Genomic DNA, 14,102 nt, shown 5'->3' on the forward strand with positions numbered 1-14,102 from the left:
GCGCCTTGCCAATCAAGGTGGTTGAAAAGTGAACAGGAATTGCACGCGATTGAAGCAATGGGAAGAATAACTATTAAGAAGATCTTGTTTTCCATTCACTTTGTCGATATATGTTAAAAAAGCACGGGCACCGCAATGGCACAGTCTACGGGCCCTTTATCTTTGAGAATGACTAAAATAGTCCTTTAGAATCAATAGGTTTAATTCAATTATATGGCAAAATCTCTAGTCATAGTCGAGTCGCCAGCCAAAGCGAAAACGATAAATAAATATCTTGGTAAAGATTTTATCGTAAAAAGTTCTGTCGGCCATGTTCGCGATCTGCCTACGAAGGCATTGGGCAAAGTTGAGCCCAAAAAGCCAGCGAAAGAACTCAAAACTTATAGCGAAGAAGACAAGCAAGAATACCTTCGCAGACATGAATATTTAAAACTCGTTGACCGCATGGGTGTAGACCCAGAACAAAACTGGAAAGCCCACTATCAGGTTTTACAGGGTAAAGAAAAAGTGGTTAACGAGCTTAAACGCTTGGCCAAAGACGCTGACACTATCTATCTCGCAACGGATTTGGATAGAGAAGGGGAAGCTATTGCGTGGCACTTACAAGAGTTGCTGGGCAGTAAAGGCAAAACCTATCAGCGCGTGGTGTTTAACGAAATTACTAAAAACGCCATTCAAGAAGCCTTCTCAGACCCAGGTGAAGTGAACGTTGCTCGCGTAAATGCACAGCAAGCAAGACGTTTCCTCGACCGCGTTGTGGGCTTCATGGTGTCGCCGCTACTTTGGAAAAAGATAGCACGTGGTTTATCTGCTGGCCGAGTTCAGTCGGTAGCTGTACGTCTAGTCGTTGACCGTGAACGCGAGATTAAAGCATTTGTTCCAGAAGAGTTTTGGGATATTCATGCAGACTTAACCAGTGAGCAAAAAGCAGCGCTGCGTATGTTAGTAGCCAAGCATGAAGGTAAAGCGTTTAAACCGGTTAATAAAGCGCAAGCAGACAAAGCATTAGAAGATTTAAATGGCGCTAAGTACTTAGTTGAAAGCCGTGAATCTAAGCCTACGTCTAGCCGACCTTCAGCACCGTTTATTACCTCAACGTTGCAACAAGCTGCGAGTACCCGTTTAGGTTTTGGTGTTAAGAAAACCATGATGATGGCGCAGCGCTTGTATGAAGCGGGTTACATCACTTACATGCGTACTGACTCAACAAACTTGAGCCAAGAAGCACTCGATAATTGCCGCGCCTATATCGATGATAATTTCGGCAGCCAATACCTACCAGAATCGCCTAATCGTTATGGTAGCAAAGAAGGCGCACAAGAAGCGCACGAAGCGATTCGTCCTTCAAGTGTTAAGGTAAATGCTGCGCATTTAGGTGATATGGAGCGTGACGCTCAACGCCTTTACGAGCTTATTTGGCGCCAGTTTGTTGCGTGTCAAATGACGCCAGCTAAATACGATGCCACCACTATTAGAGTGGGTGCAGGTAATTACGAGTTAACGGCGAAAGGTCGTGTGTTGAAGTTTGACGGCTGGACACGTGTTCAACCACAGCTTCGCAAAAAAGGTGAAGAAGAGTTAATGCTGCCTGATGTTCAAAAAGGTGATGTATTAAACTTAAATGCGCTTGATCCCAAGCAGCACTTTACCAAACCAGTGGCGCGTTTTAACGAAGCGTCTTTGGTAAAAGAGTTAGAAAAACGCGGCATTGGCCGACCTTCTACATACGCAAGTATCATTTCTACCATTCAAGATCGCGGTTACGTTCGCCTTGAAAATAAGCGTTTTTATGCTGAAAAAATGGGTGAAATCGTTAACGACCGTTTGATGGAAAATTTTGATGACCTTATGAGTTTCGACTTCACCGCCAACATGGAGCAACAGCTTGATGATATAGCGGAAGGTAACAAAGATTGGAAAGACGTACTTAACCTTTTCTACAGCGATTTTTATGGCAAGTTGCTTAATGCCGAGAAAGCCCCTGAAGAAGGCGGAATGCGCCTTAATCAAGCTATTCCTGCTGGCATTACGTGTGACAAATGCGGACGTGAAATGAACGTGCGTACGGCGTCTACCGGTGTATTCCTTGGATGCTCTGGTTATAACTTACCGCCAAAAGAACGCTGCACTAACACCATGAACCTGACACCAGGTGATGAAGTGGTGAAAGTAGATGACGAAGAAGAGTTAGAAACCGAAGCGTTACGTGCTAAGAAGCGTTGTCCTATATGCAGTACTGCTATGGACAGCTACTTAGTGGACGAAACCCGTAAGTTGCATGTGTGTGGTAATACACCAACCTGCGAAGGTACCTTAGTGGAAACCGGTACGTTCAAGATCAAAGGTTACGACGGCCCCATTATCGAATGTGATAAGTGTGGCAGTGACATGGAGCTGAAAAACGGTCGCTTTGGTAAATACTTCGGTTGTACCAATGAAGAATGTAAGAATACGCGTAAGTTGTTACGTAACGGTGAGGCTGCGCCACCTAAAGAAGATCCGGTAGATTTACCAGAACTTCCTTGTGAAAAATCGGATGCGCACTTTGTATTACGTGACGGTGCTTCGGGTATTTTCATGGCGGCGCATAACTTCCCTAAATCTCGGGAAACGCGTGCACCAAAAGTGGAAGAGCTGGCGCGCTTCAGAGATAGAATTTCTGAAAAATTCTATTATCTGGCCGATGCACCGCAAAAAGATCCGGAAGGTAACCTTGCTATCGTTCGCTACAGTCGTAAGACCAAGCAGCAATATGTGATGTCGGAAAATGAAGCGGGTAAAGCTACGGGTTGGTCTGCATGGTATAACGACGGTAAGTGGGAAACACAAGCCGCCAGTAAACCTGCTGCTAAAACCAAAGCGAAAGCCAAAAAGAAATAAAGAGATTTAGTATATGGCCTCGTTACAGGAACAGTTATTAAAAGCCGGCATAGCAGACAAAGGTTCTGCTAAGCAGGCGCGTGCTGAAAAGCGCAAAAAGAATAAGCAAAAGACAAAGAACAACCAGGGTGTGGTGGACGAAGCAACTATTGCTGCTCAAAAAGCCGCTGAAGAAAAGAAAGCCCGTTCACGTGAGTTAAATCAGTTGCAACAGCAAGAGCGTGAGAAGCGCTCTGTCATTGCACAAGTGAAGCAACTCATTGATGTGAACAAACAGCCGCGTAAAGGCGATACCGTACTGAATTTCACTCATGACAATGTAGTGAAGCGTATGTACGTGAGCGCTGAAATGCACAAACAAGTCACCAAAGGCCGCTTAACCGTGGTTATCTTAGGTGACGCCTACGAGCTAGTGCCTACGCCTGTAGCCGATAAAATTGCGCAGCGTGACGATAGCTTCATTATTTACCGTGCAGATTTAGACACCAGCGATAGCGATGGTAAAGAAGAAGCACAAGATGATTGGTATGCCGACTACGACATTCCAGATGATCTTACGTGGTAAGAACTTCTGTGGCGTGAAAGTCTTTTTCACGCCTTTTTTCTTCCCTTCTTCTTTCCTGATTTATATTCCATTCTCTTCGCTATTCAATTTTCTCGCCTATTACTAAAAGGCTAGCGTTTGATGAGCACACCAATTTAACCATGTTTTAGTCACCTGTACGTCGTTATCCTGCCAATGCATTTCTAAGGGCACGGACAAAGACATTGTAGGTGTCTTAGTAAGCGGAATAAAAACACAACCCTCTGTCTGTAAATTTTTAATACAGCTGGGTACTAAAGCTATATTTCGCGTACTGGCGATGTGGGTCAGTAGGGCTTGCATACTACTAGGCTCGTTAGTTACTTGCGGTTGTACTTTCTCGCGGTGGAATGCACTAATAATGGTGTCAAATAAGCTAGATGCTTGGTCTCGGGCAAATAACGTGAGCGGATAAGGCGCTAAATCAGCCAAATTCACGCTGCTATTTTTCGATAATGGATGCGCTACAGACACTACAAGAACAATAGGATCATCAGTTAAATGATGTTGATTGATGAGGCCACTATAGCCGCCATCGATAGGCCGTGAAAAACCGACATCTATTCTTCCTTCACTAAAAGCTTCGAGCTGTTGCGCAGCTGTCATTTCAAATATTTGCACATCGATGAGTGGCTCACTTCGTGAGAAGCGATTTAATAATTCGGGCATAAAATGTGCGCATGCTGAGCTTAAGTAACCAATACGCAGTAACCCCTGTCTACCGTTGGCAACACTTTGGGTTTCATATTGTGCTTGTTGGTAATGGGCTAAAATATCTTCAACATGACGAAGAAATACTTTTCCAGGCGCGGTTAACTCCACATAACGCGTAGTACGCTCAAAAAGTTTAACGTTTAGGGACGACTCTAGTGCATGAATATGGCGACTAACTGCACTTTGAACCGTGTGTAAACGCGTAGCAGCTAATGAAAAACTTTTGCATTGGGCTACTTCAACAAAGGTGTACATGTGTTTTAGGTTCATGAACGTTTGGCCCACAGAGTTAGATTGATGCTGAATATGCATTAAAAGCACCTAAAATTATCATTTAACGGATAGCTTGCCAAGGCGTAAAATACAAGCCGAGTTAATTTAGTTTCATTGGGGTTTTATGCAATTATCACGTTTAGGCGAAATCACTTTATTGGTGATTTCAATGTTGACCATTATGGTTGGAGCAGTATTAGCGCCCGGGTTAAACTCCATTGCACCTGCCTTAGGTGTGAGTAAATTTGCACCCTTACTTATCACCTTGCCAGCATTAGGCGCTATCCTATTCGCCTCTTTTTTTGGAAAGCTCATTGACAGCATTGGGGCGCGCAAAACCTTAGTCATAGCCTTGTGGGGGTACTTACTATTAGGTATTGGTGGTATTTGGGTATACGGGCCTTTATGGGTAAGTATCGACCGAATTTTACTCGGTGGCTTTGCCGCTGGAGTCATGGCGTCAGGCACAGCGATTATTTCACAGTGGTATCATGGTAAAGCTAGGCTGTCTGTTATTGCTAAACAAGGCATGGCCATTGAGTTAGGCGGCGTAATAATACTGTTTTTAGGTGGTTTGCTAAGTGAAATTGATTGGCGAGCGCCATTCTTGCTTTACGGGCTGGCATTAATTTGTTTGGTGCTGACCGCAATAAGCATCCCGCGTGATGAGCCTGAAAACCAGCCTGTGACTATTGGCGAAGGTGGTCAAGTTAATGAAAATTTACGGTCTGTCTTGATTAATGCCGTATTAGCCATGTCGCTGTTCTTTAGTATGTTTATAACACTACCTGGTCATCTTGGGGAGTTAGGCTACAGCGAAGCCGAAACGGGCTATTTACTGTCTTTTATCTCATTCATGGCTGTTTTATCTGCACTGGTTATGCCGCAGGTAGTCCATGCTAAATCAGAGAAACTCACCTTATTTTTAGCCTTTATAAGTTTCGCGGCAGCACACGCAATCTTTGCGATTGCTGAGACTACAAGTTTACTCGTTGTAGCATCTATATTTGCAGGCACGGGCTTTGGGTTTTCTATACCCTTACTCAACCATACCACTGTTGAGCGCAGCAGTGAGACGAATATGGGGCGTAATTTAGCGTGGTTTGCCATGGCGGTATTCTCTGGGCAGTTTTTAACGTCGGCGCTTGAGTTTTTACCTGTAGCAGATAGTGGTGTATTCACAGTGTGTGGGGCAATTGCAATTCTTTGCTCGATTTACGTCGTAAAATCGAAAGCGTAGCTAAGTGATTTAAAGGTAAGTAAACAGTGTTAGCACTGTTTACTTACGCAAAAAGCGAGTTACGTAAGTGACGCTTAACCTTACGCGTTACGCACATTTATCTAAATAATCATTAAGCCCAGCTAAGTATTGGGCTTTCTCAGCGGTGCTCAGCCAGCTTGCTTTAAAGCTGTTTGCCACTAGCGTAGTTAGCTCATCTTCGCTAAATCCCCCTTCTTGCTGAAGTGCAATAAGGTTTTCATTTAAATACGCTCTGAAATAAGAAGGATCGTCTGAGTTAATCGTTGGCATTAATCCACGTTCAAGCATGGCTTTTATTTCAACTGAGGTAAGTGATTGCACCACGAATTGATTAGACACAGGACAAACCGTTAACCCAATATTTTTTTGCTTCACTAATTCGCATAACGCGTCTGATGCTAAAATATTGACGCCATGATCTATTCTGTCTACGTCTATATCTTCTAGTACTTGGCGAATATGTTCTAGGGTATTTTGCTGATTCACATCGCAATGCATCGTAAGTTTTAATCCCCACTCACGGGCTTTAGCAAATACCTCGGCAAACTTAGCAGGCGGGTTATTGTGTTCATCTGAATCTAACCCTACGCCAATGAGTTTACTTAGATGAGGCTCTGCCATAATTAGATGCTTCATGGCAGACTCGGCCGACATATCACGAAGAAAACACAGTATAAGATTACTTTGCACACCCAGTTTGTTACTTGCATCTTGTTGTGCTCGATAGATACCTTCAATGACTGTATCAAAATCGACACCCCTGGAAGTATGCGCTTGTGGATCGAAAAAGAGTTCCACATATACAATGTGCTGCGCCGCTGCTTTTTCAAAGTAGGCCATGGTTAGTGCGTAAAAGTCTTCTTCTTCAACTAATACACTCATGCCTGCGTAATAAATATCTAAAAAAGAGGGAAGGTCGTGAAAATTATAAGCATCAACCATTTGTTCTGGCGTTTCAGCATTCAGTTTTACGCCATTTTTCTGTGCTAAAGCAAAGCTTAGCTCTGGCTCTAATGTGCCTTCAATATGAACATGTAGTTCGGCTTTTGGCATCTTTTGTATGAATTCTTGCATATGGCCTCGGTGTTATTTTTTAGATAAACGCGCGAAAAACGCATTCAGTCTGAAATACAGCTAGTTTAAGACGCTGTTTGAAGTAGGTTTATGTGTAACGCTACGTAGAGTCAAAGCCACATAAAGTTAACGCTACATAAAATCAACGCTACATAGAGACAAAGCGATGCAAAAAACACGCCTTAGTTAAAAGTTATTTTAATCAATTAAATAGCGTAAGTTGTTAATACTAATGGGTTAATGTCGGTTTTATTCCGTGTTCATGTACAGGTGTTTAATGGAAAATGATAAGTAAATAAGCTGTCTAATGCACAGGAGGCGTTTTGGCGCTAATGGCGTCACGCGACAATAAGTGGCAGATGCATCGAGTTAGTGCAGCGTTGTGGTTTATAACACTGGGGATTTCACCACACGCCGGTATGCTCAGTGTGAATTGACCGCTCAATGATAGGGTGCTTGAAGGGGTAAATACTAAAAACCCGGGTAACGTTTTGAATGGATACTTGTACAAATCGCTCCGCGCCAGCAAACCCTTCCAGTTTTGGGTGAGACCACAAAATGGATGCTACGCCATTAACGAACAAGATATCCCCATTGTTATCATCAACAAAGCATAAACCAACACGCCCATCTGATTCGATATTGCCTAGGGTATTAAAAAACTTATTTCCACTAAAGTCAGGAAACAACAAGCTACTCTCATCTACATTAATAAAGCCAGGCTTGCCGCCTCGATGTGATACATCGATTCCGTGGCGAGGGTCGTCGGTAAATTCACTGTGCCTTGAGGCAATGTAAAACGTATCCGCCCGAGCGATTAGCAAAGCATCTTTATTTGTTAGCGCACTGGAACGTGCATATTGAATATTTGAATTTGTGCTTGAGCTGGCTTCCAGTGTAGGTGCAACATCACGGTGCAAGGTATCTCGAGGGTGAATATACTGAGGGCAGTTTCCATAACTTTGCTCTACTTGCACGCGTATAACACCGCCTCGATTGTGCATTATTAATCCGTTGAGCCTATTGCGGCGACGAGTGCTGAGCTGTAACCCAAGTAGCGCAATTTTACTTCCAGTATTGACATCTAACAATGCGGCATCATTAATTAACCAAGTTACATTATCATTTAAGGCAAGTGAAAGCTGAGTGGGTGATGGCGACTGAATATAGTGGTGGTCGTCAACAGTGGTATGGTCACCCCAAAGTGGTATAGCCCAGGGATGCCCCTGGCTATCCACAAGGCCAGCCATCATGAATGGGCTGCTGCAAAAAAATGCGCGGTGCTGTGCTGGCATAAAAGGGCGTATGAAGCCTTTCATCTGCTCATCCATACGCTCAGCAATGCCTAAACGTTGCTGAATACGATATTCCTCAGTATGAAAGACAATCGCATTACTAGTATTAGCGCTGTGCATAACAGATCCTACACCCTATATTCCGCTATGGGAGAACTGGCCATAGGAATAAAATTAGCTAGCGATTCAATACGGTTAACCCAAGCGCGAATAGCGGGGTAGGGTTGCAGCGAAACACCTCCTTCAGGTGCATGGGCTATGTAACTGTACATGGCAATATCCCCAAGCGTCAGCGAGTCGGTAGCCAAGTATGATTTGGTGCCGGATAAAGTATCTTCCATCACTTTTAGCAAGGTTTCAGTTATTGCTGATGCGCTGGCTACATCGATATTGGCACCAAATACATACTCAAGACGAAGTGCGGCCGGGCCTTTGGCGAGTTCACCTGCAGCTACCGAAAGCCAGCGTTGTACACGGGCCTTTTCAATGGGCGTTGTCCCCATCCAAGGATAAATACTGCCGTAAGTATCTGCTAAATAGACAATAATAGCGTTGGAGTCTGACACTGTGTGTTCACCATCAACAATCACTGGCACTTGTCCGAAAGGGTTCTTGGTAATAAAGTCGGCCAATTTGTGTGCACCGTTAACCATATCAAGTTCGTGATTAATGTAGCTAATACCAAGCAGCGACATAAACAATTCCACTTTATGACAATGCCCAGATTTCGGGTTTCGGTAGTGAATAATAGGAGCGTCTTTCATTGTGCTATTTGAGGCATTTTTCGATAATGAAGTCATCAACATTCTCCTTATAAATCAAGTTCTGTAAGGCTTGGAAAGTCATCTGGCCGGCTATCGCCTTCCCAAGTCAGTTTTCGTTCATTGTCACTAATAGGGTGGTCATTAATACTGGCAATGCGGCGCTGCATTAAGCCTTCTGGATTGAACTCCCAGTTTTCGTTGCCATAAGCCCTAAACCATTGACCTGTTTCATCTTGAAACTCATAAGCAAAGCGAACAGCAATACGATTTTCAGTATGCGCCCACAGCGCTTTTACCAATTTATAGTTAAGTTCTCGCGCCCATTTTCGTGTTAAGAAAGCCTCAATTTCAGCCGTTCCGGTAATAAACTCCGCACGATTTCGCCACTGACAATCAGCCGTGTACGCTGCAGCTACTCGCACAGGAGAGCGACTATTCCAAGCATCTTCAGCCAGGCGAATTTTTTCAATAGCAGTTTCTTTGGTAAAAGGGGGAAGTGGAGGTCTCATAAGCTCATCCTGTTTATTTATATTGCAGTGAGTATGATTGCTTGCTAAAAATAAATAATTACTCGATTTTGAAATTTATAATTTCATTATTTGAAATAATAAAAGTGTAGAATAGTTGGTGAATCCCGTTAGGAATGAGTAAAGCGACCCGGTATGGATAGAATACAAGCAATGTCAGTGTTTGCGGAAGCAGCCAAGCTTGGCAGTTTTGTAAGCACTGCCGAGCAATTGTCGATGTCGGCTCCGGCGGTAACGCGGGCTATCGCTACTTTAGAAGCACAGTTGAACACGCGGTTATTTCACCGAACAACCCGCCGTATTCGTTTGACCGAAGCGGGCATACAATATCTTAACGACGTGCAAAGAATATTGGCAGATATAGCGCAAAGTGAAGCCGCAATTGCGGGTGTTCAGTTATTGCCAAAGGGTACGCTGAGTGTAACGGCGCCCGTGTTATTTGGTGAGCTTTACATTACACCTATCATTGCTCAGTTTTTACGAGACTTTCCTGAAGTAAATGTGCATGGCTATATGTACGACAACATTGTTGATTTACTTGATACAAAAATTGATGTGGCAATAAGAATTAGTAAGCCGAAAGACTCTGGATTATATGCCACTACTGTGGGGTATGTAAGAAAGGTAACGGTAGCATCGCCAGACTATTTAGCTAATGCACCAAACCTAAAAACACCGGAAGATTTAAAACATCATACTTTGCTGTACCCGAGTGACTTCAAGGAGCCGCCGGTGTGGAATTTCAAACGTAATGGTAAAACGGTAGCCATCCGTTTACAGCCTAGATTTGAATGTAATCAAAATCGTTCGACAATTAGCGCCGCAAAATCTGGGCTAGGCATCACGCGCCTAATGTCTTATCAAGTTGCCGATGCAATAGAGAAGGGCGAATTAGTCAGTATATTAGATGAATTTAACGATGAAAAGTTACCTATACAAGTAGTCAGTCTTGAAGGGCGTCATAACCTAGAAAAAGTGAAGAAATTCGTAGAATATGTCAAAAGTGCCTTAGCAAAAGATGTGTACTTGAATTCTTAATCTCACGCTAATATTCAACAAGTTGATCGACAATCCGTTTAACAAGTTGTTCATTCGAGCTGTTCATACAAGCTGTTTATACGAGCCCTGCACAACCCTTTTTAAAAGCGCTGGGCCTAAACGTTGAATAGCGATTGATGCATTTCTTTTACTTACCCTCATTAATGACCTCGTTTCTTTCTCGTTCGTAGGTATCATAGCTTTTTTGATACTGAGCTTCGCACTCTTCTCGTTGTGCGCCATAAAGTTTACGGCACTCTTGAAGACGGTTCTCTTGCGTAGCTTCATACAAATCTTGCGACGTGCAAGCGAATAAAAACGCCGATACCGTTGCCACTACCGCGAGGGATGCGAGTTTGCGATTAAACATAAATTACCTTTGCGAACAGAAGTGCCACACTCGTGGCTAACAGGTATTTGTTATGACGGTTCAAATTCCATTTGGTTCATTGATTCACCCGTGCATTTTTTAGTGCTATCTTCATGCAGGTTTAATAAAAATAGCCCCATAAATAAAGAGTAAATAACCAGTCTTATGATTTCTTGGAAAGTATTAACATTTAGTCAGCTCAATACCCATCAGTTGTTCGAGCTTATGAAACTGCGAGTTGATGTATTTGTGGTAGAACAAACGTGCCCATACCCTGAGCTTGATGAAAAAGACAGACATAGCGATACGCGGCATTTATTGGGCTTTACTAATGACAAATTAGTCGCTTATGCCCGTCTGATACCTGCGGGGGTGAGTTATCCTGGGGTAAGTATTGGCAGAGTGGCTACCCATGCTAACTTCAGAGGCAATGGTGCGGGTATAAGCTTGTTAACTGAGGCGATAAAACAGTGTGAAAACCTGTGGCCGAATGAAGACATTGAAATTGGCGCACAAGAATATTTATTAGCGTTTTATCGTAAGTTTGGTTTTGTGCAAACATCTGACATGTATCTGGAAGATGATATCCCCCATGTGGACATGAAGCGTAAAGCCGCAGTTTGATTCAAGTATCGCCTGGGTATTTAGGGGGGCAGATAATTAGGGCGGGTAGTTAATTAAGGTGGGTAGTTAATTAGGGTGGGTAAAACACCCACCCTAAAAAAACCGGTAATTATTGTTGCTTAGGTAGCATGTCTACCAATTCGTTCAGGTCATTTACGTTGTAATCTGGTGCAATAGCCAGTGGATACAATACCTTTCCAGGGCGGGCAATAAAGGCGGCCTGCCAACCAGCTTGTTTAGCGCCAGCAATATCCCAACCGTGCGCTGCAACAAGCATGGCATCTTCGGGTTTAACACCCATCTTTTCAGCGGCCCATGCGTAAGTGCGAAGATCAGGTTTGTATAGGTTGATATCTTCAACACTTAAGCGGTGTTCAAAAAAATCCAGTAAGTCAGCGTTTTTAAACTGGGTATACACCCCTTTGTTTGAAGAGTTGGTCAAGCTTACCAGCGTATACCCTTTGTCTTTTAACGCTTGTAAACCACTACGTACATCTGGGTGTGGTGGCAAACTGCGAAGTGGGGTAACAATGGCAGTTTTCGCTTGTTCTTGAGTAAGCGAGATACCTTCTATCTCAGCTACCATTAGCAATGACGCCACACCAATTTCACCGAAAGTGTGAAAACGTTGGGTGGTGGAATCTACTAACGAGTGGTGCAACATGGTTGAAAACCACAAAGGGAGTAGTTCATTACGCCCGCCTAATGCTTCTCCCACTGAGCTTCGCATTGCAGTCAGGTCTAGCAGGGTTTCATTCACATCGAAGAATATAACTTTTGGGGCAGATGGCTTACCCGTTTCCATGCTGCTGTCTGCAGGCTGTTGAGCATAGCTTGAAAATAACGGCAGTGTGAGTAGTACCGCAGTAATAAATCGTTTCATAAGGTGTCCTCTTCTAATGAGCAAGATAAGTGAGCGAATAATAAGAATGGGTTTTACCAATGATATAAAAATAGACGCTCATATTTTGAATGATTGTTCAAAACGATAAAGGAGATTACAGCAGGGTTCAATAACTTTTTGAGTGTTTGTTCAAAATTGCTATGATGTAAATAGAAAAAATAGGAAATAAGCGAACGAAAGGCACCTGTGATGGCTAAAGCACAATTTGATAAAGACAGTATATTGGATAAAACGATTATGCTGTTTTGGCAGCAAGGCTACCATGGCACGTCGATGCAAGACGTTACCGCTACCACAGGATTAAAGCCGGGCAGCTTATACAACAGTTTTGGCAATAAAGAGCAGTTGTTTATTGCCAGTTTGGAACGTTACGCACAGCGTAGCGCTGACAAAATGAAGCTTGCGATGTCACATGGCACAGGTGAGGGCATCGTTATGCTGTTGACCGACATGGTGGCAGCAAGAGGGAAGAAAGACTATACCCAAAAAGACTACGCAAGCTGCTTTATCATTAAAACCCAACTAGAACTTACGCGTACAGAGCCTAAGCTCGCTAAGCTTGCTGGAGACTACTTAAGCCGTACTAAGGCGCAGTACAAAGTGGCGATTGCCAGCGAATACGGTGAAGCGCTGAGTGAGGTGTATGCCACGTCGGTCATGATGGCTATTTTCGGTATTCGGGTTTACGGATATCAGCAACCAAACGAGGCCGATGTGCTTGAAAGCCTGAGGCTGTCTTTACACTGGTTGCCTTGGACAAAGCACTAAATTAACGTCGCTAAGGCGATATCGGTTTGCCTAGTCAATTCACCGTTAATCTTCCAGTGGTCAGGGCTCCAACCGGCTAAAAATCGATTAAAATCAGCGCAGGCAATAGGATATAGCGCTCGCCACTCCTGTTCTATCTGATGATATTGAGATTCGTATTTTGTGTCTATTAGGTGAGTGTTAAGGCAATCGAAATAGTAATCCAAACATTGAGTAGTGTGGGTTCGTTGATTGCTTTCACTTAACGCGCTGCCAATAAAATAAGCAACGTCTTTTATTCCTACTCCTAATCCAGTGTATTGAAAATCCACACCACCGCATCGGGTAAAGTCGGGGGTAAAGCAAAAGTTGGCAACCTTGGCATCACCATGTAATAAGGTTTGAAAGCGTGCTGATGAAAGTTGGGTCGACAATCTGCTTGCTTCCCGTTTTAAAGGCCCATCTTTCATAGCGTGCCATTCATCTTGTCGTGTACTCAAGTGCCAGTAAGTGCCTTCGGGCCAGACATTTGTGTCAACAATACCCATGAAGCGAGCATGAAATGCTGCCAGCCAACGCAATACCGATTGCGCTTGTTTTACACTTAGCGAAGTGGCACGTTTTGTAAATCCCGCGTTATCTAGGTCGTCCATTACTAAGATATGTGCATTGCTATCGTTTTCACCGCTAGCGGCTGCTATGCACATAGGGGTTAAGCAGTCTGTGGTAGTGCTAGGTTGCAAATGGGTGTAAAAGTAGTGCTCTACGTCAAATGATCGGCATTTTCTAAGGTGACTGGTATTGGTTTGCCATCCTTTTGGGTGGCTAATTTGTGAAGAGGGTTGAACGCACTTGGCCACCACAGGTATTGAAGTATTCTTAGCGTTATCAAACAGGGTTGCACGAAAGCATGCGCCATAACCACTCCATAGTGACTGAATCAGCACTGGGGAACGCACTTCTTTTTGGGTGGTTCTTTCTAACCAATCAATCAAGCTGGGTTTAACTTTATCCAACGTTTTACTCCCACTGTTCAGCAATATGAATG

The 14,102-nt window shown here is 43.6% G+C and carries 14 protein-coding genes; 6 read left to right on the forward strand and 8 right to left on the reverse strand.

Annotation, left to right across the window (positions count from 1 at the left end):
• Positions 1-213: 213 nt before the first annotated feature.
• Both topA and ALT761_RS07950 read left to right on the forward strand, forming a co-directional pair.
• A complete protein-coding gene (gene topA, locus ALT761_RS07945; protein ID WP_013784485.1) occupies positions 214-2,880 on the forward strand; it encodes a type I DNA topoisomerase in 2,667 nt (888 codons plus the stop codon).
• Between the two features lie 13 nt (positions 2,881-2,893).
• Positions 2,894-3,445, forward strand: coding sequence for a DUF2058 domain-containing protein (locus ALT761_RS07950; protein ID WP_126872174.1), 552 nt, complete (start codon positions 2,894-2,896; stop codon positions 3,443-3,445).
• Positions 3,446-3,547: 102 nt separating this feature from the next.
• Here ALT761_RS07950 and ALT761_RS07955 read toward each other — a convergent pair whose 3' ends face one another.
• Positions 3,548-4,489 (reverse strand): LysR family transcriptional regulator, encoded by a 942-nt coding sequence (locus ALT761_RS07955; RefSeq protein WP_129737825.1) that lies wholly within the window; start codon positions 4,487-4,489, stop codon positions 3,548-3,550.
• A gap of 85 nt (positions 4,490-4,574) precedes the next feature.
• On the opposite strand from ALT761_RS07955, the gene ALT761_RS07960 reads away from it, so the two are divergent.
• Positions 4,575-5,690 (forward strand): MFS transporter, encoded by a 1,116-nt coding sequence (locus tag ALT761_RS07960; protein WP_129737827.1) that lies wholly within the window; start codon positions 4,575-4,577, stop codon positions 5,688-5,690.
• 87 nt (positions 5,691-5,777) lie between these two features.
• On the opposite strand, the gene add is transcribed toward ALT761_RS07960, so the two are convergent.
• From add to ALT761_RS07980, 4 genes are all read right to left on the reverse strand, one after another.
• The gene (gene add, locus ALT761_RS07965) at positions 5,778-6,785 is read right to left on the reverse strand and encodes an adenosine deaminase (RefSeq protein WP_129737829.1); all 1,008 of its coding nucleotides are present in this window, start codon (positions 6,783-6,785) and stop codon (positions 5,778-5,780) included.
• Between the two features lie 404 nt (positions 6,786-7,189).
• Positions 7,190-8,200 (reverse strand): pyridoxamine 5'-phosphate oxidase family protein, encoded by a 1,011-nt coding sequence (locus ALT761_RS07970; RefSeq protein ID WP_129737831.1) that lies wholly within the window; start codon positions 8,198-8,200, stop codon positions 7,190-7,192.
• A gap of 8 nt (positions 8,201-8,208) precedes the next feature.
• Positions 8,209-8,880: a glutathione S-transferase gene (locus ALT761_RS07975; protein WP_129737833.1), complete on the reverse strand. Its 672-nt coding sequence runs from the start codon at positions 8,878-8,880 to the stop codon at positions 8,209-8,211.
• Between the two features lie 11 nt (positions 8,881-8,891).
• Positions 8,892-9,353: a nuclear transport factor 2 family protein gene (locus ALT761_RS07980; RefSeq protein WP_129737835.1), complete on the reverse strand. Its 462-nt coding sequence runs from the start codon at positions 9,351-9,353 to the stop codon at positions 8,892-8,894.
• Positions 9,354-9,506: 153 nt separating this feature from the next.
• On the opposite strand from ALT761_RS07980, the gene ALT761_RS07985 reads away from it, so the two are divergent.
• Positions 9,507-10,409 carry a LysR family transcriptional regulator gene (locus tag ALT761_RS07985; protein WP_129737837.1) on the forward strand — a complete coding sequence of 301 codons (903 nt, stop codon included), beginning with the start codon at positions 9,507-9,509 and terminating at the stop codon, positions 10,407-10,409.
• A gap of 148 nt (positions 10,410-10,557) precedes the next feature.
• Here the strand turns inward: ALT761_RS07985 and ALT761_RS07990 are convergent, their stop codons facing one another.
• On the reverse strand, positions 10,558-10,779 hold the full coding sequence (locus ALT761_RS07990; RefSeq protein WP_129737839.1) for a hypothetical protein: 222 nt from the start codon (positions 10,777-10,779) through the stop codon (positions 10,558-10,560).
• 165 nt (positions 10,780-10,944) lie between these two features.
• On the opposite strand from ALT761_RS07990, the gene ALT761_RS07995 reads away from it, so the two are divergent.
• Positions 10,945-11,403 carry a GNAT family N-acetyltransferase gene (locus ALT761_RS07995; RefSeq protein ID WP_129737841.1) on the forward strand — a complete coding sequence of 153 codons (459 nt, stop codon included), beginning with the start codon at positions 10,945-10,947 and terminating at the stop codon, positions 11,401-11,403.
• 109 nt (positions 11,404-11,512) lie between these two features.
• Here ALT761_RS07995 and ALT761_RS08000 read toward each other — a convergent pair whose 3' ends face one another.
• Complete coding sequence (locus tag ALT761_RS08000) at positions 11,513-12,286, reverse strand: haloacid dehalogenase type II (protein ID WP_129737843.1); 774 nt, start codon at positions 12,284-12,286, stop codon at positions 11,513-11,515.
• Positions 12,287-12,496: 210 nt separating this feature from the next.
• On the opposite strand from ALT761_RS08000, the gene ALT761_RS08005 reads away from it, so the two are divergent.
• Positions 12,497-13,075: a TetR/AcrR family transcriptional regulator gene (locus tag ALT761_RS08005; protein ID WP_129737845.1), complete on the forward strand. Its 579-nt coding sequence runs from the start codon at positions 12,497-12,499 to the stop codon at positions 13,073-13,075.
• Here ALT761_RS08005 and ALT761_RS08010 read toward each other — a convergent pair.
• The gene (locus tag ALT761_RS08010; RefSeq protein ID WP_129737846.1) at positions 13,072-14,070 is read right to left on the reverse strand and encodes an oxidoreductase family protein; all 999 of its coding nucleotides are present in this window, start codon (positions 14,068-14,070) and stop codon (positions 13,072-13,074) included. The genes ALT761_RS08005 and ALT761_RS08010 overlap by 4 nt on opposite strands.
• Positions 14,071-14,102 lie beyond the last annotated feature (32 nt).

The sequence above is a fragment of the Alteromonas sp. 76-1 genome (genome assembly GCF_900654235.1).
GTDB lineage: Bacteria > Pseudomonadota > Gammaproteobacteria > Enterobacterales > Alteromonadaceae > Alteromonas > Alteromonas naphthalenivorans.

Bases quoted from the DNA above. Each gene is read 5' to 3' on its own strand.
- topA (WP_013784485.1), top strand. From the start codon at position 214: ATGGCAAAATCTCTAGTCATAGTCGAGTCGCCAGCCAAAGCGAAAACG.
- ALT761_RS07950 (WP_126872174.1), top strand. From the start codon at position 2,894: ATGGCCTCGTTACAGGAACAGTTATTAAAAGCCGGCATAGCAGACAAA.
- ALT761_RS07955 (WP_129737825.1), bottom strand. From the start codon at position 4,489: ATGCATATTCAGCATCAATCTAACTCTGTGGGCCAAACGTTCATGAAC.
- ALT761_RS07960 (WP_129737827.1), top strand. From the start codon at position 4,575: ATGCAATTATCACGTTTAGGCGAAATCACTTTATTGGTGATTTCAATG.
- add (WP_129737829.1), bottom strand. From the start codon at position 6,785: ATGCAAGAATTCATACAAAAGATGCCAAAAGCCGAACTACATGTTCAT.
- ALT761_RS07970 (WP_129737831.1), bottom strand. From the start codon at position 8,200: ATGCACAGCGCTAATACTAGTAATGCGATTGTCTTTCATACTGAGGAA.
- ALT761_RS07975 (WP_129737833.1), bottom strand. From the start codon at position 8,880: ATGACTTCATTATCGAAAAATGCCTCAAATAGCACAATGAAAGACGCT.
- ALT761_RS07980 (WP_129737835.1), bottom strand. From the start codon at position 9,353: ATGAGACCTCCACTTCCCCCTTTTACCAAAGAAACTGCTATTGAAAAA.
- ALT761_RS07985 (WP_129737837.1), top strand. From the start codon at position 9,507: ATGGATAGAATACAAGCAATGTCAGTGTTTGCGGAAGCAGCCAAGCTT.
- ALT761_RS07990 (WP_129737839.1), bottom strand. From the start codon at position 10,779: ATGTTTAATCGCAAACTCGCATCCCTCGCGGTAGTGGCAACGGTATCG.
- ALT761_RS07995 (WP_129737841.1), top strand. From the start codon at position 10,945: ATGATTTCTTGGAAAGTATTAACATTTAGTCAGCTCAATACCCATCAG.
- ALT761_RS08000 (WP_129737843.1), bottom strand. From the start codon at position 12,286: ATGAAACGATTTATTACTGCGGTACTACTCACACTGCCGTTATTTTCA.
- ALT761_RS08005 (WP_129737845.1), top strand. From the start codon at position 12,497: ATGGCTAAAGCACAATTTGATAAAGACAGTATATTGGATAAAACGATT.